The sequence below is a fragment of the Sandaracinobacter neustonicus genome, from assembly GCF_006385875.1.
In the GTDB taxonomy this organism is placed as follows: domain Bacteria; phylum Pseudomonadota; class Alphaproteobacteria; order Sphingomonadales; family Sphingomonadaceae; genus Sandaracinobacteroides; species Sandaracinobacteroides neustonicus.
In genome coordinates this window covers 186,759-211,540 of sequence record NZ_VFSU01000034.1, presented here as the reverse complement: position 1 = coordinate 211,540, position 24,782 = coordinate 186,759, and the positions used below count along the sequence as shown (strand labels likewise).

The window sequence follows — 24,782 nt, the reverse complement described above, 5'->3', positions numbered from 1 at the left end:
CCTGCAAACGCCCGATCTCAAGCGCTGCGTGCAACATAGCTGGGGACAAATCAGCCGGTCAGGATAGAGCGAGGGTCCAGCTGAAGATCAGTGTGGCGGAAATCATCGCCCTTGCACAACAGTGGCAACCCCAGCAGCAGCGCATGCGCATAGACCATCGCGTCACCGAAATTTAGCTGCGCCGGATGGCCTGTTCCGCGCCCCATGCTGCGCAGCGCCTCGCTGGCGATCTCCACCATCGCCGGGGAAAAGGCGTCTATCCGCACCCGCCCATCCGCCAGAAACGCCTCCAGCCAGTCCGACCGACCGCCGGGCAGGTTGCGGGCACACCATGCCGCACTTTCAACGGCGGTCGTGCTGCTCAGGCAAAGCTCTGTCGGCAACCGGATCGCCAGCACGTCGGCCTCGCCGCGCATCCGCCCGACGAGGATCGACGAATCGACCGCGATCAAATCGGCAGGCCCTGATCGTCGTACATATCCTCAATTGTGCCATGGCCGGGTTTCAGCTGCGCCCAGTCCCGCTTCAGCAAATGGTCGAGGTCAGACAGGCTCCGTTCCGGTTTCGGCTCGGGCTTATAGCCGCGAACGGCTTCGCGCAGGATATCGCGCATGGTGCGCCCCGTCTGCGCCGCATAGAGCCGCAGCAGCCCGGCAGTCTCTCCATCCCGAATATGAATCTGATCACCCATAGGTACATAGGTACATCATACGCCACCTGTTGTCGAGGCGAGCGGCTAACCTGCCACCAGCACCCCATGATTCAGCCGCACCACCCGGTCCATCCGCGCGGCGAGCGCGCGGTTGTGGGTCGCCACCAGCGCGGCGGAGCCTTGTTCGCGCACCAGCCGCAGGAATTCGTCCAGCACTTTGGCCGCCGTATCCTCGTCCAGATTGCCGGTGGGTTCGTCGGCCAGCACCAGCACCGGGCGGTTGGCCAGCGCGCGCGCCACCGCCACCCGCTGCTGCTCCCCGCCGGAGAGTTGTGCGGGCCGGTGATGCAGCCGCGCCCCCAGCCCCAGCCCCGTCAGCAATTCGGTCGCGCGCACTTCGGCTGCTGCCTTGTCCACGCCCTTCACCAGCTGCGGCATCACCACATTCTCAACGGCCGAAAAGTCCGGCAGCAGATGGTGGAACTGGTACACGAAGCCCAGCCGGTCCCGCCGCAGTTCCGTGCGCGCCTTGTCGGCCAAGTCGGCGGCCTCGATGCCGTCGATGCGGATGCGCCCACCAAAGCCGCCTTCCAGCAGCCCGGCCGCCTGCAACAGCGTGGATTTGCCCGAACCCGAAGGCCCCAGCAGCGCCACGATCTCGCCGCGTTGAAGCGTCAGGTCCACCCCGCGCAGCACCTCGATTTCAGCCCCGCCCTGCCGGAAACTGCGGGTCAGCCCCGCCAGTTGCAACGCCGCCTCACTCATAGCGAAGCACCGTCACCGGGTCCGTGCTGGCCGCCTTCCACGCAGGGTAAAGGGTGGCCAGAAAACTTAAGCCCAGCGCCAGCAGCACGATGCCCGCCACCTCCACCGGGTCCGTCTTGGAAGGCAGCTCCGTGAGGTAGCGCACAGACGGGTCCCACAGGTTCGAGCCGGTGATGCGCGAAACCCCCATGATGATGCCATGGCGGAAGTGCAGCACCAGAAAGCCCAGCACACAGCCCAGCAGCACGCCCAGCCCGCCGATGGCGGTGCCCACCGTCATGAACACCCGCATCAGCGCCGCCCGGCTCGCCCCCATGGTGCGCAATATGGCGATGTCGCGCGTCTTCGCCCGCACCAGCATGATCAGCGACGAGAGGATGTTGAACACCGCCACAAGGATGATGATCGAAAGCACCCAGAACATCACCACCTGCTCCACCACCAGCGCCTGAAACAAGGCGGAGTTCAGCTGCCGCCAGTCGCTCACCAGCGCGGACAGGCCGATTTTGTCGGCCAGCGGGCGGATATATTGCTCCACCTTGTCGGGGTTCAGCGTGGTCATCATCACCATGCCCACCTCGTCGCCCATATCGAACAGCGTCTGCGCCTCGCCCAGCGGAAGCACCACGAACGCCTTGTCGAAATCATAGATGCCGATCTCGAAAATCGCCCCCACCTCATAAGAGACGATGCGCGGCACCGTGCCGAACGGCGTGGTGGTGCCCTGCGGCGAAATCAGCGCGATCTCGTCGCCCACCTTCAGCCCCAGATTCTGCGCCAGCCCCGAGCCGATGGCGACAACGCGCTCGCCTTCCTTCAACCGCCTGATATCGCCCTGCTTCACCGTTTTGGCGATCACGTCGGTTTTCAGGATGTCGTCCACGGTCATCCCGCGCACCAGCACGCCTTCCACCCGGCCATGGGCAGAGCCCATCAGCGGCTGCTCGATCAGCGGAATCGCGGTGACGACGCCGGGCGTCTTCTTCGCCTCGTCCACCACCATCCGCCAGTCCGGCAGGCGGCCGCCATAGCCCTGCGCCACGGCATGGCCGTTCAAGCCCTGAAAGCGGTCGAACAGTTCGGCGCGGAAGCCGTTCATCACGCTCATCACTGCGATCAGCGCGGCGACACCCAGCGCCACTGCCACCAGCGAAATGCCCGCAACCAGCACGATGAAGCGCTCGCCCTGCCCCGGCAGCAGATAGCGCCGGGCGATCATGCGCTCGTAAGCGGTAATCAAGGGATCAGCTTCGCCAGCACGCTCTCGAAGGAGACTTCATGCTTCTCGCCGGTGGCGCGGCGCTTCAGTTCCACCGTGCCGGCCGCCACGCCCTTGGGGCCGATGGTGATGGCCCACGGCAGGCCGATCAGGTCCATCGTCGCGAACTTCTCGCCGCCGCGCGCATCGCGGTCGTCATGCAGCACGGACAGCCCCGCCGCTTCCAGCTTCGCCTGCAACGCATGCGCGGCTTCGGAACAGGCGGCGTCATCCACGCGCAGGTTGATCAGCCCCACGTCGAATGGGGCCACCGAATCCGGCCAGACGATCCCGGCCGAATCATGGCTCGCCTCGATGATGGCGCCCATCAGCCGCGACACGCCGACGCCGTAACTGCCCATCAGCGGGTTCACGAGGGAGCCATCCTTCGCCTGCACCTGCATGCCCATGGCGGCGGAATATTTGGTGCCGAAGAAGAAGATATGCCCCACTTCGATGCCGCGCCGCTTCGCCAGCCGCTCGGGCGGGACCGGGCAATTCACCACCTTCTCATGCTCCTCGGCCTCCATCGCATAGAGGCCGCGCAGCGTGGCGGGGGCATCCGGGTCCGTCAGGTCCACCGCGTCCAGCGCCGAGTCGTAGAAGACTTCGCTTTCGCCGGTGTCGGCCAGAATGTGAAATTCGTGGGAGAGATCGCCGCCGATGGGGCCAGTGGGTGCGCGCACCGGCACCGCCCGCAGCCCCAGCGCGGCGAAGGTGCGCAGATAGGCGGTGAACTGCGCATCATAGCTGGCGCGGCCACCCTCTTCGTCCATGTCGAAGCTGTAGGCGTCCTTCATCAGGAACTCGCGCCCGCGCATCACGCCGAAGCGCGGCCGCACCTCGTCGCGGAACTTCCACTGGATATGATAGAGTGTGCGCGGCAGGTCGCGGTAGCTTTTCACGCAATCGCGGAAGATCGAGGTGATCATTTCCTCGTTGGTGGGGCCATAGAGCATCTCGCGCCCGCCGCGATCCTGAAAACGCAGCATTTCAGGGCCATAGGCATCGTATCGCCCGGATTGCCGCCACAGATCAGCAGACTGGATGGTGGGCATCAGCAGCTCCACCGCGCCCGCGCGGTTCTGCTCGCGTCGCACGATGTCGGCGATGCGATCCAGCACGCGCAGCCCCAGCGGCAGCCAGGCATAGATGCCCGCCGCCGTCTGCCGGATCAGCCCGGCGCGCAGCATCAACTGGTGCGAAACGATCTGCGCGTCAGCCGGCGTTTCCTTCATGACGGGCAGCAGATAGCGGGACAGCAGCATGGAACCTCGAAACATCACGGGCCGCAGGATGGGCCGGAAAGCTGCGCTGCCCTAGCCCATGCTGTGGCGCAGCCGCAACAGCGCTTCACCGAATTTGAATCCCATGTTCCAGTTTGATGACAGCCCCGCACCCAGCGCCTAACCTGCCCTCACCAAGGACGGCAGCGCCGGCCAGGGTTCGGGAACCGGCCCGGAGCGCATCGCCTCCCGCAAGAGGATGGCAACGCTCCACACAAAGGGCCATCAGGGGTTAGTTGGAATGGGGGCCGCCCGGCGCAAGTCTGGCGGCCCTTTTCTTTGGTTTTTCTTCGCTCCCTACCGAAAAGCTGGCTTCACACCCTCGCGACGCTTGGGCATTAAGCCCGGCGGACGAGCCGCCGTTCACGGGGCATGGCGGCTTGTCGCAAAGGGGGGTGTTTCATGCGTGCATGGGCGAATCTGTTGGCGTCGCTGGCTCTGGCCGGTGTCGTCGCAGCACCGGTTTCCGCGGCCTGCTGGGAAGCGGACGAATATGAAGCCGCGCGCATGCGCGATCTGCAGACGGTGCTGATGGTCAGCGCGCTGAAATGCGGCCATTCCGATGCCACCATGCCCGGTGCCTACAACAGCTGGGTGCGCCGCGCGAAAGACAAGCTGCTGGCCGGAGAGCAAAAGCTGCTGGCCCATTTCGTGCGCGAGGGGGACAAGGCGAAATACGACAAATTCACCACCGCGCTCGCCAACCGCTATTCGCAATATGCTGAGGACGTGAAATTCTGCGCCCGCGCCAAGCTGCTGCTGGAGGCGGACGAAAAGAGCAACGGCGTGCTGGAGGAAGTCGCGCTGCTGCTGAACTCCCGCCCGAACGGGGTGGAGGAGATGTGCCCGCCCAAACGCCCCGCCGGTTCGCAGATCATCATCTCGCCGTTCGATCCGATCCCGGATCCGAACAAGCCGCCGGAAAACAGCATCGCCGCCGCGCCGGAAGCCGCGCCGTCAGCGCCTGCCCCGGCCGAAGCGCCGAAACCCGAGGCTACACCAGACGCGACTGTTTCAGCGCCGCCTCAATGAAGCTCGCGAACAGCGGATGAGGCTCGAACGGCCGCGATTTCAGCTCCGGGTGGAACTGCACGCCCACGAACCACGGGTGATCCGGCCGCTCGACGATTTCCGGCAGCCGCCCGTCGGGTGACATGCCCGTGAACGACAGGCCGGTCGCCTCCAGCCGCTCGCGATAGGCGGTGTTCACTTCGTAACGGTGGCGGTGCCGCTCGGAGATTTCCGTCGCGCCATAGATAGAGGCGGCGTGGCTGTTGCCCGAAAGCTCCGCCGGATAGGCCCCCAGCCGCATGGTGCCGCCAAGGTCGCCGCCCGCCTGCCGCTGCTGAATGCCTTCTTCAGACATCCATTCGGTGATCATCCCCACAATCGGTTCGCCCGTCGGCCCGAACTCGGTGGAGGAAGCCCCTTCGATCCCGGCCAGGTTCCGCGCCGCTTCCACACAGGCCATCTGCATGCCGAAGCAGATGCCAAGATAGGGCACATTGCGTTCCCGCGCGAAGCGGATGGCGGCGATCTTGCCTTCCGCCCCCCGTTCTCCGAAGGCACCGGGCACCAGAATCGCGTGCATCGGCTCCAGCCGGGCGGCGATCTCCGAATCGTCCTGCTCGAACAGCTCGGCGTCGATCCACTGGATGTTCACCTTGGCGCGGTTGGCGATGCCGCCATGCACCAGCGCCTCGTTCAGCGATTTATAAGCGTCCGGCAGGCCCACATATTTGCCCACCACGCCAACCGTCACATTGCCTTCCGGGTTCTGCAAACGGTCCACGATATCGCCCCAGCGAGACAAGTCCGGCTCGCGACCCGGCGGCAGGCCGAAGGCGTGGATCACCTGCGCGTCCAGCCCTTCATGATGATATTGCAGCGGCACGGCATAGATGGATTTCGCATCCAGCGCCGGAATCACCGCTTCCTTGGGCACATTGCAGAACAGCGCGATCTTCGCCCGATCGCTGTCGGGCAGCGGATGTTCGCAGCGGCACACCAGCACGTCGGGCTGCACGCCCAGCGCCGCCAGCTCGCGCACGCTGTGCTGGGTGGGCTTGGTCTTCAGCTCTCCGGCGGCGGCGATATAGGGCACCAGCGTCACATGCACGGAAATGCTCATGCCGCGGCCAAGGTCATTCTTCAGCTGGCGGATCGCCTCGATGAAGGGCAGCGATTCGATGTCGCCCACGGTGCCGCCGATCTCGCACAGCACGAAGTCCACATCGTCGCAATCAGCGGTGGCGAAGGCCTTGATGGCGTCCGTCACATGCGGAATCACCTGCACCGTCGCGCCCAGATAATCGCCGCGCCGTTCCCGGGTTATGATCTGCTGGTAAATCCGGCCGGATGTCACATTGTCGGATTTGCGGGAGGAGACCCCGGTGAACCGCTCATAATGGCCAAGGTCCAGATCGGTCTCCGCGCCGTCGTCGGTCACATAGACCTCGCCGTGCTGATAGGGGCTCATCGTGCCCGGATCGACGTTTAGATAAGGATCGAACTTGCGGATCCGCACGCGATAGCCACGCGCCTGCAACAGCGCGCCCAAAGAGGCGGCCATCAGGCCCTTGCCAAGCGAGGAGACCACGCCGCCGGTGATGAAAATGAACCGCGCCATGGGAGAAAATGCCTAGCCTCTGCCATCCCGGCTGTCACGCCGGGATAGCGGTTTTCAACAGAATATTGGAACCGTCAGTTCTGGACGGGCGGTGCGTCGGGTGCCGGTGTGGCAGGCGCAGCCGCGCCAGACCCGGCACCGGGCGTGGGCAGCGCAGGCGCAATCGGCGCGCCGCCAGAGGCCGGGGCCGTGGGCGCACCCAGCGGGCCAACCGGCGCGGCTTCGCGCGCCAGCGTGGTGTCAATCGTCTGCGGCCGGTTGCTGTGCCCGGCCAGCCACGCCAGCCCAAGAGACGAGACGATGAACAGGGTCGCCAGAATCGCGGTCATGCGAGAGAGCAGATCGGCCGCGCCGCGCGCAGACACCAGCCCGCCCGCGCTGCCGCCCCCCGTCAGGCCCCCGCCTTCAGACTTCTGCAGCAGGATCACCGCCACCAGCGCCAGCGCCAGCAGGGCATGCACAACAAGAAGGAAGGTCATCAGCACCGGGCAGAGTCTCGCAATTCAGAAAATGGGAACGGCCGCGACATAAGACGCGGCCGCCCGAAACGCAAGGAAGGGGCGGACGTGCCGCCCTCACCCGGCTCAGTTGTATCTTTTCAGTTCTTCCTTGGCGATGGTCACGCGGTGCACTTCGTCCGGCCCGTCGGCCAGCCGCAGCGTGCGCTGCCCGGCATAGCTGGAGGCAAGGCCATAATCCTGGCACACGCCGCCGCCGCCATGCGCCTGTATAGCCATGTCCAGCACCCGGGTGGAGACATTGGGCGCCACCACCTTGATCATCGCGATCAGCGCCTTGGCCTCCTTGTTGCCCACCGTATCCATCATATAGGCGGCCTTCAGGCACAACAGCCGCGCCTGCTCGATGTCGATCCGCGCATTGGCGATGCGTTCATGCCACACGCCCTGATCGGCCACCGGTCGGCCGAAGGCCACGCGGCTCTTCAGCCGCTTCACCATCTTTTCCAGCGCCCGCTCCGCCGCGCCGATGGAGCGCATGCAGTGGTGGATGCGCCCCGGCCCGAGCCGCCCCTGCGCGATCTCGAAACCGCGCCCTTCGCCGAAGATGATGTTGGCGGCGGGCACCCGCACATTCTCCATCAGCACCTCATAATGGCCGTGCGGCGCATCATCGTAGCCGAACACGTGCAGCGGTCGCACCTTGGTGATCCCCGGCGCATCCATCGGCATCAGAATCTGCGATTGCTGGATATGCTTGGGCGCAGACGTGTCTGTTTTCCCCATCACGATGGCGATCTTGCAGCGCGGATCCCCAACGCCGGACGACCACCATTTGCGGCCGTTGATCACATATTCGTCGCCATCGCGGCGAATCGAGGTTTCAATATTGGTCGCGTCTGACGACGCCACCGCAGGCTCCGTCATCAGGAAGGCCGAGCGGATTTCACCCTTCGACAGCGGCACCAGCCACTGCTGCTGCTGCTCATGGTTGCCGTAACGCGCCAGCACTTCCATGTTGCCGGTATCCGGCGCGGAGCAGTTGAACACCTCGGACGACCAGCCGACCCGGCCGAACTCTTCCGCGATCGGCGCATATTCCAGGTTCGTCAGCGGCGTGCCTTCGAACTCGAAATGGTGCACCGGCGTGCCGCCATGGGTGGGCGGCACGAACATATTCCACAGCCCGGCAGCCCTGGCTTTCGGCTTCAGTTCCTCGATGACTTCGATGATCTTCCACCGGTCAGGTCCGCCGGATTCCTCCTCGTAACGGGCTTCGTTCGGATAGATATGCTCGTCCATGAAGGCGCGCACACGCTCCAGCATCTCCTGCGTTCGCTTGGAATATTCGAAGTGCATCGGGATTCTCCGTTCAGGTCCATCATAATTGGGCCCGAACTCCTTGCCGGGGGAACGCCCGCCCCGCAACCTGCGACAAGCAGATAGGTTTTGAACCCGGAAAGCTTGCGCGGGATCAATGCAATCGCTGCAAATGCCGCCCGGTCAGAGCCGCCCCAGCTCGCCGGGCTTCAGCAGCATCTTCAGCTTCACCGCGCTTGCGGGCGGGTCGATGGCGCTGGTTTCGAAGCGCACTGCGCCGCCTGCCGCCACGCTGGCAGCCTCGGGCCTCACCGTCCAGCGCGCCACCGTCTGCCCACCCGCATCCAGCAGGCGGATTTCCACCGGCGGCACAGCCTGCGCCTTCGCCGTGGGGTTGCGCACCGTGCCGCTGATTTCCCACACCGTCCGCCCGCCGGGCAGGGCGCGGCGCAGGGCGGCAGCCTCCAGCGCCAGCGGCGGCGGCGGCGTGCGCGGCAGCTTCACATCGGGCACATCCACCTGCGGCAATCGCACATTCGGCACCTGCACGCCGGGCAGGCCCACCACCGTCGGGTCGAACGGCGGCAGCCCGTAATCCTGTGGCCGCACCCGCCCGGTCCACAACAGCGCCAGCGCCACCGCGCCGATCAGCAGCAGCAGTGCCAGCACCCACGGCCAACGGCGGCGCGGCTCTTCATACTCGTCCTCGTCCCACGCCTCCGGCTCGTCCGGCTCGGGCGGAGCCGATTCAAGTTCCGGCTCAGGCAGAGCCTCCGGCAGCGACACAGACAATCCAGCACCCGGCCCCGGCAAGCGGGACCGCACCAGCGGCCGGTCGCCCATCGGCACCGGCACGGGGGGGCTTTCGAAATGGATCGCCGGGCGCGGCGGCGCGGCATAGATCGCCCCGGCGGGATCCTTGGGCGGGGTGAAGCCCGAAGGCGTGAACACCGGTGGCGGCCGGTCCAGCGCGGGCTTGAAATCGGGCTGCGGCGCGGGCGGCGGAATCACCGGCCTCGGCTCGGGCCAGCCGCCCACCGCGGGCCAGGCCGCATCGGCCAGCCGGGGATGCTCCTCGTCCGGCGGAAGCGGATCGTCCAGCTCCAGCACTTCTTCTTCGGGCACGGCAGACCAGACGGACCGGCACACCTTGCAGCGCGCGCGACGGGGCCGGAACACAGGCTCTTCATCGGGGCCCGCATCCATCGGCCAGTCACTGGCGTCGATCCGATAGCGCGCCCCGCAATTAGGGCAGGTCAACTGCATGGCCGCCTTTTCCACGAACCTTGCCCGCCGCACAAGCGGTTAACCGGCGGAAACCCCGCGAAACGCATGCCGACCAGCCGAAACGCGGCAGTCCGCGTTTGCATGCCGCCGCCGGGCGCGGCTATGTCTGCGGCCAAATGGTCGCCAGCAAATCCAATGCCCCCGCCCGCAAGCGGCAATCCCGGTCCACCGGCCCCTCTGCGCTCGGCTGGTTCGCGCGCGGGCTGGCGCTCGCCGCCCTGCTGTGGATCGGCGGATTCGTGCTGTTCATCTTTTCGCTGCCCGGCCCGGCCGCGCCGGGCACCGTCACCGAAGGGGTGGTGGTGCTCACCGGCGGGCCCGGCCGGCTGGATCGCGGGGCAGAGGTGCTGAAGGCAGGCCTCGCCGAACGGCTGCTCGTGTCGGGCGTGCACCCCAGTGTGAAGCCCGCCGAACTGGCAAAGGCGGCAGGCATCCCGGAAAAGCTGGCCAGCTGCAAGGTCGATCTCGGCTTCAAGGCAGACAGCACCCGCACCAACGCCATCGAAGTCTCCGATTGGGTGGCCCGAAACCGCTTCAAGTCGATCCGGCTGGTCACCGCCGCCTATCATATGCCGCGCGCCCACGCGGAACTGGCCGCCCGGCTTCCGGCCGACGTGCAGGTGGTGAATGATGGCGTGAAGGCCGGTCTGCCGCTCTGGTCGATGCTGGTGGAATATACCAAGTTTCAGGCCAGCTGGCTGCTGCTCAGGGTCAGGCCGGTCTGATGGCGTTCATCCGCTCGATCCTGTTCCACATCATTTTTTATCCGATCTCGGCGCTGATCGCGACGTCGATCATGCTCGCCGCCCCCCTTTCGGCAGAGGCAGTTCGGCGCGGCGCGCACATATGGGCGGCATGGTATGTGGGCTGCTGCCGCATCATCCTCGGCATCCGCCTGCAGGTGCGCGGCCGCATCCCCAACGAAAGCGTGATCGCCGCCTCCAAACACACCTCGGCCTATGAAACCCTGCTCACGCTCTACCTGTTCCACCACCCGGCCGTGGTGATGAAGGCGGAACTGCGGAAAATCCCGGTGTGGGGCTGGGTGGCGGCCCGGCACGGCAGCATTTTCGTGGAGCGTAACAAGGCCGGCTCGGCGCTGAAATCCATGATCCGGCAGGCCCGCGCCCGCTCGGCCGAGGGGCGACCCGTGTTCATCTTCCCCGAAGGCACGCGGGTGCCGCAAGGCAGCGCGCCACCGCTGAAGGCCGGGCTGTTCGGCATCTATTCCGGGCTGAAAGTGCCCATCGTCCCCATCGCCCATGATGCGGGCAAACTGTGGACCCGCAGCTTCGTGAAGCACCCCGGCACCATCACCATCAGCTTCCTGCCCGATATCCCCGCCAACCTCCCGCGTGAGGAGATGGAGGCGCGCGTGCACGCCGCCATCAATCAGGACCCGCTCACCGCAGAGGTCCGCGCATGAAGCGCCGCGTTCCGCTGTGGGCCACGCTGATCCCGCTGCTGCTGGGCATCGCCATCTGGGCCTATCTGTGGCGCGGCTACGAAGCCCGGCTCGAATCGGACCTGTCAAAGCTGCTGCCAGCGGGCACGAAGATCGAAGGCGGCGGCTTCCCCTATCGCCTGCAGGCGCGGATGCAGCCCGCCGAACTGATCTTCGAAGACACAGCCCTCTCAGCCAGCGCCAAGGCCGCCGAAGCCATCGTCAACCGCGTGCCATGGCAGAATGACAGGCAGGTGATCTCCCTGCGCGACACCAACGCCACGCTGCTGCTGAAACCGCTGAACGGCGCGCGAATCTGGGTGGTTGCCCCCGGCGCGCAGGCCTCGCTCCGGCTGGAGGGCAAGCGCATCGGCCGCCTATCCATCGTCTGGGACAAGCCTGAACTCGCCAGCGGCCTGTTCGCCTCGCCCGTCCGCGCCAAGGCGCTGGAAGGCCATTTCCGCGAAACCCCGGCCCCCGAAGCCGTCGCTGTCGCCCCCTCATCCGCCAGCCCTGTCTTCCCCACGCAGGCGCAACTGGTGCTGAACGGCACAGAAGTTCGCTTCGGGGATGGCGCGCCGCTGGCGCTCAGCTTCGAATCGGATTTCACCGCCCGCGCGGCACTGGCCAGCTACGCAGGCTGGGCGGATGACGGCACCATGGAAATCCGCGCCGCCGCCCTGTCCGACTCAACCGGCGAAGTCGCCCGCCTCACCGCCACGCTGGTGCCAGACGGAGACGGCTATCTCGCCATCGCCGGCACGATCGACACCATCTGCCCCGCCAGCATCCGCGCAGCAATCGCAGGCGAACCCGCCCCCATCGAACAACGCGCCCGCAAACCCGAACGAATCGCCATCAGCGGCCGCCTCCCCGGCGAAGTCACCGCCACGCCCAGAGACGCCAGCAAACCGCTGCCCCCCGTGCGCGGGCAGGAGCCGCCCTGCCCTCGTTTGCGGTAGCGGCGGACCAGCGCTGGCAGGGCAAGGCCAAGGGCTCTGCCCTTGGAACCCGGCAGGGGCGTGACGCCGCTCGCACCCCCGGACTTTTGCGTAGCCCCTCCTCCTTTAGGGGAGGGGTTGGGGTGGGGGCCATCCGCTTGGCGCGAGATTGGAGTTTAGTGCCTGCGGCGCTTTGGAGCCTGCCCACCCCCCTCTCCACACGTCACCCCGGACTTGATCCGGGGTCCCGCTTTTCTACTCCAACGTCACCGAAGAACGGCTGGACCCCGGATCAAGTCCGGGGCGACGATGTGGGGGGATAGAAGTCGGTTATAGCCTGCGGCGCTTCCGTTGCGCTTGCTGTGATGTCAGCGGATCAGGCCAACCGGTGACACCCCCTCTCCAACTCTCCCCCTTGCAGGGGGAGAGAGCCGCGTTGCGCCGCAGGCAATCAAAGCGGATCACCCGCTCGGCGTTGGAGTGGGGCCACAACGCCAATGTAGAGGGTGCAGGGAAATCATTTCCCTGCCCGCCGGAGGCAAAAAACGGGGGGGCAGGAGTTCCTAACGCAGAGCCGTTGCCCCCCCCGCTCTAATCCCGGAACACCACCGTCCGCCGTCCGTTCATCAGCACCCGGCCGCCCAGGTGCAGCGCCACGGCGCGGGCCAGCACGCGGCGTTCGATGTCGCGGCCTTTGCGGACGAGGTCTTCGGGGGTGTCGGCGTGGCTGATGCGTTCGACATCCTGTTCGATGATGGGGCCTTCATCCAGATCGGCTGTGACATAATGGGCGGTGGCGCCGATCAGTTTCACGCCGCGATCATGCGCCTGATGATAGGGGCGCGCGCCCTTGAAGCTGGGCAGGAAGCTGTGGTGGATGTTGATGCAGCGGCCGGAAAGGGCGGCGGCGAGATCGTCTGACAGGATCTGCATATAGCGGGCGAGGACGACGAGGTCTGCGCGGCTGTCTGCCACCAGTTGCAGCAGTTGTGCTTCCTGCGCGGCCTTTGTGGCGGCGGTGACGGGGAGGTGGTGGAAGGGGATCTGGCCGAAATCCGGGTTCCCGAGTGCGGTGAGATCATGGTTGGAGGCGATTCCGGCCACCTCCATGTCCAGTTCGCCGATGCGCTGGCGGTAGAGCAGGTCGACGAGGCAATGATCGAATTTGGAGACGAGGATGAGCACGCGCGGGCGCATGTCTGCCGCGCGCAGTTGCAGGGTCATGCCATAAGCGGCGGCCAGCCTGTCGAACCCGTCGCGCAGGGGGGCGACGTCTGCCTTTGCGGCCAGTTCGAAGACGGTGCGCAGGAAGAAGCGATCCGTGTCGGGATCGTTGAACTGGCTGGATTCGGTGATGTTGCCACCGCTGGCAGCGATATGCCCGGCGACGGCGGCGACGATTCCCGGCTGATCCGCGCAGGAAAGGACGAGGATGTGGCGGCGTCCCGGCATCAGCCGACGATCCGGATGGCGGCGGCCGCCTTGGCGGCGAGCGCGCGGGCGGCATCCGCGCTGTCGGCCTGCGCCAGCGCCACGCCCATGCGGCGGTAGGGGCGGGTGGTGGGCTTACCGAACAGGCGCACATCCACCTCGCCGCCCGGCGTGGCGAGGGCGTCTGCCAGACCTTCGAAGCGGAAATCGGCGGACTCCCGCTCTGCTAGGATCACGGCGGAGGCGGCAGGAGCGAGCAGCTTCACCGGCGGTATCGGCAGGCCCAAAATGGCGCGGGCGTGCAGATCGAATTCGGAGAAATTCTGCGAAATCAGCGTCACCATCCCCGTGTCATGCGGGCGGGGCGAGAGTTCGGAGAAGATCACCTCCTCGCCACGGACGAAGAATTCCACCCCGAACAGGCCGTGGCCGCCCAGATTGTCCACCACCTTTGTCGCCATGGCTTCGGCGTCTGCCAGCGCCTGTGCGGACATCGGTGTGGGCTGCCAGCTTTCCTGATAATCGCCGCGTTCCTGCCGGTGGCCGATGGGCGGGCAGAAGCTGACACCGTCCTTGTGGCGGATGGTGAGCAGGGTGATTTCATAATCGAAGGCGATGAATTCCTCCACGATCACCCGCGCCCGGTCTCCGCGCATGTTGGCGACGGCATAGTCCCATGCGGCGACGATGTCCTTCGCCTGATGCACGGTGCTTTGCCCTTTACCGCTGGAGGACATCACCGGTTTCACCACGCAGGGGACGCCGGTGTGGGCAAGTGCGGCTTCGGCCTCGGCGAGGCTTTCGGCATAGCGATAGCGCGAGGTGCGCAAGCCCAGTTCGGTGGCGGCGACTTCGCGGATGCGGTCGCGGTTCATCGTCATCACCGCGGCGCGGGCGGAGGGGACGATCTTCTGCCCGGCGGCTTCCAGCTCGGCCAGAACCTCTGTGCGGATCGCCTCGATTTCGGGCACCACATAATCGGGGCTGTGTTTGGCGATGGCCGCCTTCAGCGCCTCTCCGTCCAGCATGGAGAAGATTTCGAAGCCGTCTGCCACCTGCATGGCCGGGGCACCCGCATAGCTGTCGCAGGCGATCACCTCAGCGCCCAGCCGCTTGGCGGAAATCACGAACTCGCGGCCCAGTTCCCCGGACCCCAGCAGCAGGATTTTTGCAATGAAGGCCATATCGTCCTCTTGTTTCGGCGCGCCTGATGGCATGTCATGTCGCCGGACGGAAGGGCGTTGCGATAGCGGGGGAGCTTCCGTAGGAAAACCGGATGATCCGCACCGCTCTCCTCTCCGCCGCCCTGATCCTCTCAACGCCTGCGCTGGCCGCTTTGTCTCCGGCGGAAACGAAGATGGTGGGGGCGGTGGACGCCGCCTTCGACGCCGATGTGGCGCTGCTGGAGCGGATGGTGAACCAGAACAGCGGCACCAACAATATCGAAGGCGTGACGAAGGTGGCCGAGATGCTGCGCCCCGAGCTGGAGGCGCTGGGCTTCAAGGTGCGCTGGATTCCGCAAGGCGAAGTGCAGCGCGCGGGGCATCTGTTCGCGGAGCATAAGGGCAAGCCGGGCACCAAGCGCATGCTGCTGATCGGCCATATGGATACCGTGTTCGAGCCAGACAGCCCGTTCCAGCGCTTCAGCCGCGAAGGCACTGTGGGCAAGGGGCCGGGCGCGGCGGACAACAAGGGCGGCGTGGTGGTGATGCTGTCTGCGCTGAAGGCGATGAAGGCGGCGGGCACGCTGAAGGACGCGAACATCGTGGTCGCACTGACGGGGGACGAGGAGGAGGCGGGCAAGCCGCGCAGCATTTCCCGGCGCGACCTGATCGCGGAAGGCAAACGCGCCGACGTGGCGCTGGATTTCGAAGGGCTGGTGCGCCTGAACGGGCAGGACATGGGCTCGATCGCGCGGCGGTCCTCCAACACATGGACGCTGAAAACCAGCGGCGAAACCGGGCACAGCAGCAGCATCTTCTCTGAACGGATGGGCGATGGCGCGGTGTTCGAAATGAGCCGCATCCTCGCCCGCTTCCGCGCCGAACTGCCGGAGCCGAGCCTGACCTTCAATGTGGGGCTGCTGGCGGGCGGCGAGCGGGTGGATGTGGACGCCGAAGGCGTGCGGGCGACAGCGACCGGCAAATCCAACATCATTCCGCCGACAGCCGTCGCCGTGGGCGAATTCCGCAGCCTGTCCAACGAGCAGACCGAGCGGGTGAAGGCGAAGATGATCGCCATCGCGGCCCAGAACAGCGCGAAAACCAAATCCGAGCTGGTCTTCAACGATCCCTATCCGCCGATGGCCCCGACCGAGGGCAATCGGGCGCTGCTGGCCCGGTTGAACGGGGTGAACGGCGATCTGGGCCTGCCCGCCATGCCCGAGCTGGACCCACTGCGCCGGGGCGCGGGCGATGTGGGCTTCGTGGCGGCCGATCTGGACAGCCTCGCCGGGCTGGGTGTGGCAGGCGGCGGCTACCATACGGACCGCGAGTTCGTCGACCTGACGAGCATCCCCCTGCAGGCCAAGCGCGCAGCGATCCTGATGAGCCGGATCTCGAAGGAAAAGGCGCGCTGATACCGCGCCTCCCCCGCTCAGGCTGAGCTTGGGGAGTCAGGCCCGGCCCAGATACTCGCCGATCAGGCTCAGCGCGAACATTTGCGCCTGGCCGAGGAGGATGGCGACGCTGGCTCGGACACCGGCCAGCGGGCCTGACCGTGCGGCGTGGCGAGAGCAAGTGCCGCTATGGTTCGTTTGCGATCCTTGCCTGCCGCATTGCAGCAAAGTCGTTTGATCGCACGGGGCCGAACGGCTATGGCCAAAGGCGACAGGAGGGGCGATGCCGTTGCAGTCTCACCGTGCCGAACTCGCCCGCATCATCCGTTTCGGGGTGGTGGGGGCTGGTCTGCGTGATGTCTGCGGTGGCCAATTTCATCGTGCAATCACGCTTCACCTTTCGCGCGCCCATGCACAGGGCCGGGGCCATCTGCTTCCTGTCGGCGACGCAATTTGAGTCGTGCTGGAATAGCTGCTATACCCACGCGTGGGTTGACGCTTCGGGGGCAGCCCGGCACCTCGCGAGGGATGACCGGGTTCACAAAAACGCACAAATGGACGGGGGTTTCACCGATGGGCCTGGACAAGCTGTGCCGGATCTCCGCCCTCGCGCTGCTGACGGCTGTTGCCGCCTGTTCGGGGGCCGAACAGCCGCAGATGCCGCCGCCTGAAGTCTCGGTGGAAACGGTGCGGGCGGGCACCATCGACAATGTGATCGAAGTGCCCGGCCGGGTGCAGGCCGTGCGCACGGCGGAAGTGCGGGCGCGGGTGACGGGGATCGTCGCGCGGCGGCTGTACGAGGAAGGCAGTGATGTGCGCGCCGGGCAGCCGCTGTTCGCGATCGATCCGCGGGAGTTGCAGGCCAGCCTGTCCGCGGCGCTGGCGCAGGCACAGCGCGCGGAAGCGACGGCGCGCAACGCCCGGCAGGATGTGGACCGTTACCGGCCGCTGCTGACGGATCAGGCGATCAGCAAGCAGGAATATGACGCCGCCGTGGCCCGGCTGGGGCAGGCGGATGCGGATGTGTTACAGGCCCGCGCGCAGGTGGAATCGGCGCGGCTGAACCTGAGCTATGCCACGGTGACCGCCCCGATTTCGGGCCGGGCCGGGCGGGCGCAGGTGACGGAAGGGGCGCTGGTGAACGCCGGCGAGGGCACGCTGCTGACGGTGATCGAGCAGGTGAATCCCATTTTCGTGAACTTCTCCCAATCCAGCTCGGAGTTCATCGCCATCCGGCGCGACATCGCATCCGGCGCTCTGAAGGCGCCGGGCGTGGGGCATACGCGGGTGGAGCTGCAGCTGGAGGATGGCACCATCTTCGCGCAGACGGGGCGGCTGGATTTCTTTGATCTCGCCTTCGACGAATCCACCGGGGCAGCGGCGCTGCGCGCGGAATTCCCCAACCCCGGCGCGATCCTGCTGCCCGGCCAGTTCGTGCGGGCGCGGGTGTTCGCGGGCACCCGTTCCAACACCATTCTGGTGCCGCAGCGCGCGGTGCAGGTGGGGCCGCGCGGCGGCGCGGTGCTGGTGGTGACGGCCGATAACAAGGCAGAGGCCAGGCCGGTGCAACTGGGCGACCTGCGCGGTTCGCAATGGGTGGTGCTGTCTGGACTGAAGCCGGGCGAACGGGTGATCGTGGACGGCGGGCAGAAGGTGCAGCAGCCCGGCATGACGGTGCGCATCGCCCCGCCGAAGCCCGTGCCGGGGCAGGCTGGCCAGAATCAGGCGGGCGCGAATCAGGCAGCTCCGGCCGGGGCGAACTAAGCCATGTTCTCCGGTTTCTTCATCGGCCGCCCGATCTTCGCATGGGTGGTGGCGCTGCTGATTTCGCTGGTGGGGGCAATCGCGCTCTACAGCCTGCCGATCGAGCAATATCCAGACGTCGCGCCGCCGTCGCTCACCATCACCGCCACCTATCCGGGCGCGGACGCGACCACGGTGGAACAATCCGTGACGCAGGTGATCGAGCAGGAGCTGAACGGGGTGGAGGGGCTGCTCTACATGGCCTCCACCTCCGGCGCGAACGGCGTGGGCACCATCACCGCCACCTTCGAATCCGGCACCGATATCGATGTGGCGCAGATGGACGTCCAGAACAAGCTGACGCTGGTGGAACCCCGCCTGCCCGAAGATGTGCGGCGGCAGGGCATCCCGGTGCAGCAGGCCAATGCGGGCTTCCTGTTGCTGGTGGCGATCGGATCGAAGGGCGGCGCGAACAACGTCGAGGATCTGGGCAATTTCGCCAACGCCCGCGTGGTGGATGAGCTTCGCCGGGTGCATGGCGTGGGCAATGTGCAGTTGTTCGGATCGCCTTATGCCATGCGCATCTGGCTGGACCCCGAACGGCTGGCGAACTTCCGCATGTCTGCCGCGGACGCGCTGGCCGCCGTGCAGGAGCAGAACAGCCAGAGCCCCGGCGGCCAGTTGGGCGACCTGCCGCTGGCGCGCGGCACCGAGCTGAACGCCACCATCCTGACGCAGGGGCGCTTTTCCTCCGCCGAACAGTTCGCCGGGATCATCCTGCGCGCCAACCCGGATGGCTCCACCGTGACGCTGGGCGATGTCGCAAAGGTGGAAATGGGGGCCGCCAGCTATGACACCAAGGCGACGCTGGACGGCAAGCCCGTCGCCATCATCGCCGTGCAGCAATCCACCGGGGCCAACGCCATCGCCACCGCTGAAGGGGTGAAGGCGCGGATGGACGAACTGTCCCGCACCTTCCCGGCGGATATCACATGGTCCGTTCCGTACGACACCACGCCCTTCATCTCTGAATCCATCAAGGAGGTGGTGAAAACGCTGTTCGAAGCGGTGTTGCTGGTGTTTCTGGTGATGTTCCTGTTCCTGCAAAGCTGGCGCGCCACGCTGATTCCCACCATCGTCGTGCCCATCGCCCTGCTGGGGGCCTGCCTTGGGCTGGCGGCCTTCGGCTTCACCATCAACGTGCTGACCCTGTTCGCCATGGTGCTGGCCATCGGCATATTGGTCGATGACGCCATCGTGGTGATCGAGAATGTCGAGCGCATCATGACGGAGGAGCATCTGCCCCCGCGCGAGGCGACGCAGAAGGCGATGGGGCAGATCACCTCGGCCATTGTCGGCATCACGCTGGTGCTGATGGCGGTGTTCGTGCCGATGAGCTTCTTCCCCGGCTCCACCGGGGCGATCTATCGCCAGTTCGCCGTGACGCTGATCGTCTCCATCGGCTTTTCCGCCCTGCTGGCGTTGACGCTGACGCCGGCACTCTGCGCCACCTTCCTGAAGCCGCACGAACCGCGCGACCCGGATGCCCCGCGTGGGGCGGTCCGGCGCTTCTTCGACGGCTTCAACAACTGGTTCGATCGGGTGACCAAGGGCTATCAGGGCCGGGTGGGGCATATGCTGGGCGCGCCGCTGCGCTGGCTGGCGGTGTTCCTGCTGATGGCGGGGCTGACGGCGATCCTGTTCGGGCGGCTGCCCGGCGGCTTCCTGCCGGAAGAGGATCAGGGCGTGCTGTTCACCGTGGTTCAGGCGCCGTCCGGGGCGACCCGCCCGCGCACGGACGAAGCCGTGGATCAGGTGACGGCCCACTATGGCAAGCAGGAGGCCATCCAGAATGTGGTGGCGGTGCGCGGCTTCAGCTTCTTCGGGCAGGGGCAGGCCAACGCCATGGTGTTCACCGCCCTGAAGCCATGGCACGAGCGCACGGCCGAGGCCGATAAGGCACATTCGCTGCTGGGGCAGGCCAATATGGCCTTCTCGCAGATCCGTCAGGCCTTCGTGTTCGCGCTGACCCCGCCGCCCATCGCGGCGCTTGGCAACTCCAGCGGCTTTTCGTTCAAGTTGAAGGATGTGGGCGGCATGGGGCCGGATGCGCTGCTGATGGCGCGCAACCAGCTGCTGGGTGCGGCCAGCCAGAGCCCGATCCTGACCGGCGTGCGGCCTGAGGGGCAGGAAGCCGCGCCGCAATTGCGCGTCACGATCGACCGGGTAAAGGCGCGGGCGCTGGGCTTGCAGGTGGCGGATGTGAACGCCACGCTCGCCATTGCCTTCGGGTCTGCCTATGCGAATGATTTCGCCTATGAAGGCCGCATCCTGCGGGTGCTGCTGAAGGCCGATGCGCCCTATCGCATGACGCCGCAGGACATATTGGCGCTGAAGGTGCGCAACAGCGCCGGCAACATGGTGCCGTTCGGCAGCTTCACGCAGGTGGAATGGATTTCCGGCCCACAGCAGTTGCAACGCTACAATGGCTATCCCTCCATGACGATCTCCGGCATGGCCGCGCCCGGCCGCGCCACCGGCGAAGCGATGACGGAAATGGAGCGGCTCGCCACCGCCCTGCCGCAGGGCTTCGCCTATGAATGGACGGGCATCAGCTTCGAGGAAAAACAGGCCGGCGGCCAGATCGGGCTGCTGCTGGGGCTGTCGTTCCTGATCGTCTTCCTGCTGCTGGCGGCGCTGTATGAAAGCTGGTCGATCCCGGTGTCCGTGTTGCTGGTGGTGCCGCTGGGCGTGCTGGGGGCGATTTTGCTGACGATGACACGCGGACTTTCGGCGGATGTCTATTTCAACGTCGGCCTGATCGCCATCATCGGCCTGTCTGCCAAGAACGCCATCCTGATCGTGGAATTCGCCATCGAGGAGGAGAATCACGGCAAGAAGCCGCTGGACGCCACGCTGAGTGCCGTTCGCATGCGGCTGCGGCCCATTATCATGACCTCGCTCGCCTTCATCGGCGGTATGATCCCGCTGTTCATGGCCAGCGGCGCGGGCGCGGCCAGCCGCATCGCCGTCGGCACCGGGGTGATCGGCGGTATGCTGGGCGCGACCCTGCTGGGCGTGTTCTTCATCCCGGTGTTTTACCTCTCCGTCCGCCGCTGGCTGGGCAAGGAAGGGGTTCCGCCCAAGGCCCCGCCCGGTTCCGACTTTGGCAGCGGGGGTGCGCACCATGACTAAGCGCCTGATCCCCCTGCTGGCGGTTCTGCTCGCCGGGTGCAGCTTCGCCCCTGACCACAAGCGCCCGGAACCGCTGGCGACATCGGCGGATTGGTATGCCCCCGAAGCCGCGCCGGACCCGGCCGGGGCCATGCCCGCCACTGCAATCGGCTATGAAGCCTTCTTCCCCGATCCCCGGCTGCGCCAGCTGATCGGGCTGGCGCTGGAGCGGAACCGCGATCTCGCTGTCGCCATAGCCCGCATCGACGAGGCGCGCGGCCTTTATCGTATTCAGGGTGCAGACCAGCTGCCGGGGGTCGCCGCCTCTGCGGGCGCCACGCGCAGCCGTGTCGCCGGGGTGGATACCGGCGGCGAGCCGTTCACCGGCAACCGTGCCTCCGTCGGCGTGGCGGTGCCCGCCTTCGAACTGGATTTCTGGGGCCGCGTCCCAACATGACGGCCGCCGCCCGCAGCCAGTATTTCGCCACCGTGGAAGGCGAACGCGCCGCGCGGCTGACGCTGATCCGCAACCTCGCTGGCAGCTATTATATGGCGCGGGAAGCGGAAGAACGCATCGCGCTGGCCGAAGCCACGCTGAAAAGCCGTGAAGACGGGCTGCGCATCGCCAAGCGCCGGCTGGACGCGGGCGTCACCTCCGCGCTGGACTGGCGGCAGGCCGAATCGCTGCTGACGCAGGCTGAAACCGAACTCGCCGCGCTGAAGCTGGCCCGCACCGAAGCCCGCAACAGTGTGCTGATGCTGATCGGCGGCAGGCTGCCGGACGATATGCCAGACGCCCTGCCACTGAGCGCGCAGCAGCCGTTGCAACCGCTCGCCGCGCGGATGCCGTCCGACCTGCTGACCGCCCGGCCCGATATCATGGCCGCCGAAGAGCAGTTGAAAGCCGCCCGTGCCAATGTGGGGGCCGCCCGCGCCGCCTTCTTCCCCTCCATCTCTCTCACGGGCAATCTCGGCTATGCCTCGTCCGAACTGTCCGGCCTGTTCACCAACAACGGCCTCACATGGGCGTTCGGCCCCAGCATCGACCTGCCGATCTTCGATTGGGGCCGCCGCAAGGGCAATCTCAGCGTCGCCGTCGCCCGCGAAGACATTGCCGTCGCCACCTACGAAAACACCGTGCAACAGGCGTTCCGCGAAGTCTCCAACGGCCTCGCCGGGCGGCAGCACCTCGCCGAAGAAGTCGCCGCCCAGCAACGCGCCACCGAAGCCCAGCGCCAGATCGCCCGGCTGGCCCGCATCCGCTACCGCGAAGGCGTCGCCAACTATCTGGAAGTGCTGGACGCCGAACGGAATTTGTTCACTGCCGAACAATCGCTGATCTCGCTGAGGCGGCAGGAACTGGACAATCTGGCCGCGCTCTATGCCGCGCTGGGCGGGGGGCTACCGCCTGCGCCTTTGGGGTGAGGCGGTTGGTTGGGGGGCCTCCGGCGGCCAAGGGCTCTGCCCTTGGAACCCGGCAGGGAAATGATTTCCCTGCACCCTCTGACTTTGCGTTGCGGCCCACCTGTCACGCTGTGGAGGTGATCGGATTCGATTGCCTGCGGCGCTACAGGCTCTCTCTCTTCGTTGGGGAGAGAGGTGGAGAGAGGGGAGCAACGCCGGGCCTGATCCACCGTCCTCCCCACACCCACAGCATCGCCACCCGCTCAGCCTGAGCTTGTCGAAGGCCCCCGACAAAGCCGCCAACCTTTCCGCCAACACACCCGTCACCCCGGACTTGATCCGGGGTGACGATGTATGAACGGGTGAAGCCGGTTGCTGCCTGCGGCGCTTTTCGTTGCGCTTGTCGGGATGTCGGTGGATCAGGCCAACCGGTGACACCCCCTCTCCTACTCTCCCCCTTGCAGGGGGAGAGAGTAAGGTAGCGCCGCAGGCAATCAAATCTCTCATCACTCAAACGGCGTTGGAGTTTTGGCACAACGCAAACTTGGAGGGTGCAGGGAAATCATTTCCCTGCCGGGTGGAGGGCAGAGCCCGCCCCGCCGGAGGCAAAACCACCACCCACAACACCGCCCGCCATTTGACCGGAATCAAAGCGCCTTTGCCTAAACAGCCCGAAAGAGCAGCCTGAAACATCCGGGGGCATCCGGGTGAGAATCAACTTGGTCAGGGCGAAAGAGACATGTCAGCCTTCTTCTCAGCCGGCGCCTATCTGCTGTTCGGGATCCTGTCGCTGTTCATGATTGCGACGGCGACGAGCGCCGGGTTCGCGATTCATGGGGTGATCATATTGATCGCCTGCATCTTGGCGGTTGCAACCACGGTGGGGCGGCTGAAGCCGGACCCCAATGGCGGCTGGTTGCTGCCGGATACCAACAATGGCGGTTATTATGACGGCGTGATCAAGGCCGGGGTGATCGCCACGGTGTTCTGGGGCATTGCCGGGCTGCTGGTGGGGGTGGTGATTGCCGCTCAGCTGGCGTGGCCGGTGCTGAATCTGGGGCTGGAGTGGACGAGCTTCGGGCGTTTGCGGCCGCTGCACACCTCTGCGGTGATTTTCGCCTTTGGCGGCAATGCGCTGATCGCCACCAGCTTCTGGGTGGTGCAGCGCACCTGCCGCACCCAGTTGTTCGCGCCCGGCCTCGCCTGGTTCGTGTTCTGGGGCTACCAGCTGTTCATCGTGCTGGCGGCGACCGGCTATCTGCTGGGCATCACCCAGTCCAAGGAATATGCCGAGCCGGAATGGTATGTGGACCTGTGGCTGACCATCGTCTGGGTCGCTTATTTCGTGGTCTATGTGGGCACCATCGTGAAGCGGCGGGAGCCGCACATCTATGTGGCCAACTGGTTCTACCTCGCCTTCATCATCACCATTGCCATGCTGCACATCGTCAACAATCTGGCGGTGCCGGTGGGTTTCGGCCCCAAAAGCTATGTGGTGTGGTCCGGCGTGCAGGATGCGCTGACGCAATGGTGGTATGGCCATAATGCGGTGGGCTTCTTCCTGACCGCGGGCTTCCTGGGCATGATGTATTATTTCGTGCCCAAGCAGGCGGGCAAGCCGGTCTATTCCTACCGGCTGTCCATCGTGCACTTCTGGAGCCTGATCTTCCTCTATATCTGGGCGGGGCCGCACCATCTGCACTTCACCGCGCTGCCCGATTGGGCACAGACGCTGGGGATGGTGTTCTCGGTGATGCTGTGGATGCCCAGCTGGGGCGGCATGATCAACGGCCTGATGACGCTGGACGGCGCATGGGACAAGATCCGCACCGATCCGATCATCCGCATGTTCGTCGCCGCGCTCGCATTCTATGGCATGGCGACGTTCGAAGGGCCGGTGATGTCGATCCGCGCGGTGAATGGCCTCAGCCACTACACCGACTGGACCATCGGCCATGTCCATTCCGGCGCGCTGGGCTGGAACGGCATGATCACCTTCGCCTGCGTTTACTTCCTGACGCCCCGCCTGTTCGGCGCGAGCCGCATGTATTCGCTGCGCATGATCAACTGGCACTTCTGGCTCGCGATGGGGGGGATCGTTCTCTACGCCTCGTCCATGTGGGTGGCCGGCATCATGCAGGGCCTGATGTGGCGGGAATTCAACGCCGAGGGGTATCTTGTGTATGCCTTCGCCGAAGTCGTGGCGGCGATGCACCCCTATTACATCATCCGCTGGCTTGGCGGGGTGATGTATCTGGCGGGCGCGCTGCTGATGGCGTGGAACGTGTGGATGACGGCAAAGGGGCGGCTGCGCGACGAAGCGCCGCTGGACGCCGGGCTTCCCTATAACCCTGAAACAGACAAGCCGCTTGCCGCGCCCGCCTTTGCCAAGGCCGCCGCGCATGCCCAGCCGGCCGAATAGGAGCGCGAGAC

General features: G+C 66.0%; 21 protein-coding genes. 10 read left to right on the top strand and 11 right to left on the bottom strand.

Translation table 11 applies throughout. The features are described 5' to 3' along the window. Positions 1 to 50: 50 nt before the first annotated feature. The 5 genes from FJQ54_RS16275 to proS are packed head-to-tail and all read right to left on the bottom strand — an operon-like array spanning position 51 to position 3,943. Complete coding sequence (locus FJQ54_RS16275) at positions 51 to 452, bottom strand: type II toxin-antitoxin system VapC family toxin (protein WP_140929462.1); 402 nt, start codon at positions 450 to 452, stop codon at positions 51 to 53. Beyond that, complete coding sequence (locus FJQ54_RS16270) at positions 449 to 691, bottom strand: hypothetical protein (RefSeq protein ID WP_140929461.1); 243 nt, start codon at positions 689 to 691, stop codon at positions 449 to 451. The genes FJQ54_RS16275 and FJQ54_RS16270 overlap by 4 nt, the downstream gene beginning before the upstream one ends. A 45-nt stretch (positions 692 to 736) precedes the next feature. Beyond that, the gene (locus FJQ54_RS16265) at positions 737 to 1,417 is read right to left on the bottom strand and encodes an ABC transporter ATP-binding protein (protein ID WP_140929460.1); all 681 of its coding nucleotides are present in this window, start codon (positions 1,415 to 1,417) and stop codon (positions 737 to 739) included. Continuing rightward, positions 1,410 to 2,636, bottom strand: coding sequence for a lipoprotein-releasing ABC transporter permease subunit (locus tag FJQ54_RS16260; RefSeq protein ID WP_140929459.1), 1,227 nt, complete (start codon positions 2,634 to 2,636; stop codon positions 1,410 to 1,412). Before FJQ54_RS16260 ends, FJQ54_RS16265 begins: the two co-directional genes overlap by 8 nt. Positions 2,637 to 2,653: 17 nt before the next feature. Further along, positions 2,654 to 3,943 carry a proline--tRNA ligase gene (gene proS / locus FJQ54_RS16255; protein WP_140929458.1) on the bottom strand — a complete coding sequence of 430 codons (1,290 nt, stop codon included), beginning with the start codon at positions 3,941 to 3,943 and terminating at the stop codon, positions 2,654 to 2,656. 420 nt (positions 3,944 to 4,363) lie between these two features. Here proS and FJQ54_RS16250 point away from each other — a divergent pair, with 420 nt between their 5' ends. Then, positions 4,364 to 4,993 carry a hypothetical protein gene (locus FJQ54_RS16250; RefSeq protein WP_140929457.1) on the top strand — a complete coding sequence of 210 codons (630 nt, stop codon included), beginning with the start codon at positions 4,364 to 4,366 and terminating at the stop codon, positions 4,991 to 4,993. Here the strand turns inward: FJQ54_RS16250 and FJQ54_RS16245 are convergent. The 4 genes from FJQ54_RS16245 to FJQ54_RS16230 all read right to left on the bottom strand — a co-directional run bounded on the left by FJQ54_RS16245 (position 4,956) and on the right by FJQ54_RS16230 (position 9,667). After that, positions 4,956 to 6,590, bottom strand: a complete 1,635-nt coding sequence (locus FJQ54_RS16245; protein WP_140929456.1) for a CTP synthase — start codon at positions 6,588 to 6,590, stop codon at positions 4,956 to 4,958. The two genes, FJQ54_RS16250 and FJQ54_RS16245, sit on opposite strands and share 38 nt — an antisense overlap. Before the next feature lie 74 nt (positions 6,591 to 6,664). Beyond that, complete coding sequence (gene secG, locus FJQ54_RS16240) at positions 6,665 to 7,069, bottom strand: preprotein translocase subunit SecG (RefSeq protein WP_181160197.1); 405 nt, start codon at positions 7,067 to 7,069, stop codon at positions 6,665 to 6,667. A gap of 105 nt (positions 7,070 to 7,174) precedes the next feature. Beyond that, positions 7,175 to 8,407 carry an acyl-CoA dehydrogenase family protein gene (locus tag FJQ54_RS16235; RefSeq protein ID WP_140929455.1) on the bottom strand — a complete coding sequence of 411 codons (1,233 nt, stop codon included), beginning with the start codon at positions 8,405 to 8,407 and terminating at the stop codon, positions 7,175 to 7,177. A 144-nt stretch (positions 8,408 to 8,551) separates the two neighbouring features. Continuing rightward, complete coding sequence (locus tag FJQ54_RS16230; RefSeq protein WP_140929454.1) at positions 8,552 to 9,667, bottom strand: DUF3426 domain-containing protein; 1,116 nt, start codon at positions 9,665 to 9,667, stop codon at positions 8,552 to 8,554. A gap of 104 nt (positions 9,668 to 9,771) precedes the next feature. Here FJQ54_RS16230 and FJQ54_RS16225 point away from each other — a divergent pair, with 104 nt between their 5' ends. The 3 genes from FJQ54_RS16225 to FJQ54_RS16215 are packed head-to-tail and all read left to right on the top strand — an operon-like array spanning position 9,772 to position 12,061. Next, the gene (locus FJQ54_RS16225) at positions 9,772 to 10,380 is read left to right on the top strand and encodes a YdcF family protein (RefSeq protein ID WP_140929453.1); all 609 of its coding nucleotides are present in this window, start codon (positions 9,772 to 9,774) and stop codon (positions 10,378 to 10,380) included. After that, positions 10,380 to 11,081, top strand: a complete 702-nt coding sequence (locus FJQ54_RS16220) for a lysophospholipid acyltransferase family protein (RefSeq protein WP_140929452.1) — start codon at positions 10,380 to 10,382, stop codon at positions 11,079 to 11,081. Before FJQ54_RS16225 ends, FJQ54_RS16220 begins: the two co-directional genes overlap by 1 nt. Next, complete coding sequence (locus FJQ54_RS16215; protein ID WP_140929451.1) at positions 11,078 to 12,061, top strand: DUF2125 domain-containing protein; 984 nt, start codon at positions 11,078 to 11,080, stop codon at positions 12,059 to 12,061. The genes FJQ54_RS16220 and FJQ54_RS16215 overlap by 4 nt, the downstream gene beginning before the upstream one ends. A gap of 570 nt (positions 12,062 to 12,631) precedes the next feature. Here FJQ54_RS16215 and purU read toward each other — a convergent pair. After that, complete coding sequence (gene purU / locus FJQ54_RS16210; RefSeq protein WP_140929450.1) at positions 12,632 to 13,492, bottom strand: formyltetrahydrofolate deformylase; 861 nt, start codon at positions 13,490 to 13,492, stop codon at positions 12,632 to 12,634. Then, complete coding sequence (gene purT, locus FJQ54_RS16205) at positions 13,492 to 14,655, bottom strand: formate-dependent phosphoribosylglycinamide formyltransferase (protein WP_140929449.1); 1,164 nt, start codon at positions 14,653 to 14,655, stop codon at positions 13,492 to 13,494. Before purT ends, purU begins: the two co-directional genes overlap by 1 nt. A gap of 92 nt (positions 14,656 to 14,747) precedes the next feature. Here purT and FJQ54_RS16200 point away from each other — a divergent pair, with 92 nt between their 5' ends. From FJQ54_RS16200 to ccoN, 6 genes are all read left to right on the top strand, one after another. Beyond that, positions 14,748 to 16,049, top strand: coding sequence for a M20/M25/M40 family metallo-hydrolase (locus tag FJQ54_RS16200; protein ID WP_140929448.1), 1,302 nt, complete (start codon positions 14,748 to 14,750; stop codon positions 16,047 to 16,049). Between the two features lie 507 nt (positions 16,050 to 16,556). Further along, complete coding sequence (locus FJQ54_RS16195; RefSeq protein WP_235890503.1) at positions 16,557 to 17,792, top strand: efflux RND transporter periplasmic adaptor subunit; 1,236 nt, start codon at positions 16,557 to 16,559, stop codon at positions 17,790 to 17,792. A gap of 3 nt (positions 17,793 to 17,795) precedes the next feature. Next, on the top strand, positions 17,796 to 20,966 hold the full coding sequence (locus FJQ54_RS16190; protein WP_140929447.1) for a multidrug efflux RND transporter permease subunit: 3,171 nt from the start codon (positions 17,796 to 17,798) through the stop codon (positions 20,964 to 20,966). Continuing rightward, a complete protein-coding gene (locus FJQ54_RS18030; protein WP_328592190.1) occupies positions 20,959 to 21,402 on the top strand; it encodes a TolC family protein in 444 nt (147 codons plus the stop codon). The genes FJQ54_RS16190 and FJQ54_RS18030 overlap by 8 nt, the downstream gene beginning before the upstream one ends. Further along, entirely contained in the window at positions 21,399 to 22,370 is a 972-nt protein-coding gene (locus FJQ54_RS16185; protein WP_328592189.1) for an efflux transporter outer membrane subunit, read from the top strand. The genes FJQ54_RS18030 and FJQ54_RS16185 overlap by 4 nt, the downstream gene beginning before the upstream one ends. A 718-nt stretch (positions 22,371 to 23,088) precedes the next feature. Further along, the gene (gene ccoN / locus FJQ54_RS16180; RefSeq protein WP_140929446.1) at positions 23,089 to 24,771 is read left to right on the top strand and encodes a cytochrome-c oxidase, cbb3-type subunit I; all 1,683 of its coding nucleotides are present in this window, start codon (positions 23,089 to 23,091) and stop codon (positions 24,769 to 24,771) included. Positions 24,772 to 24,782: the final 11 nt, after the last annotated feature.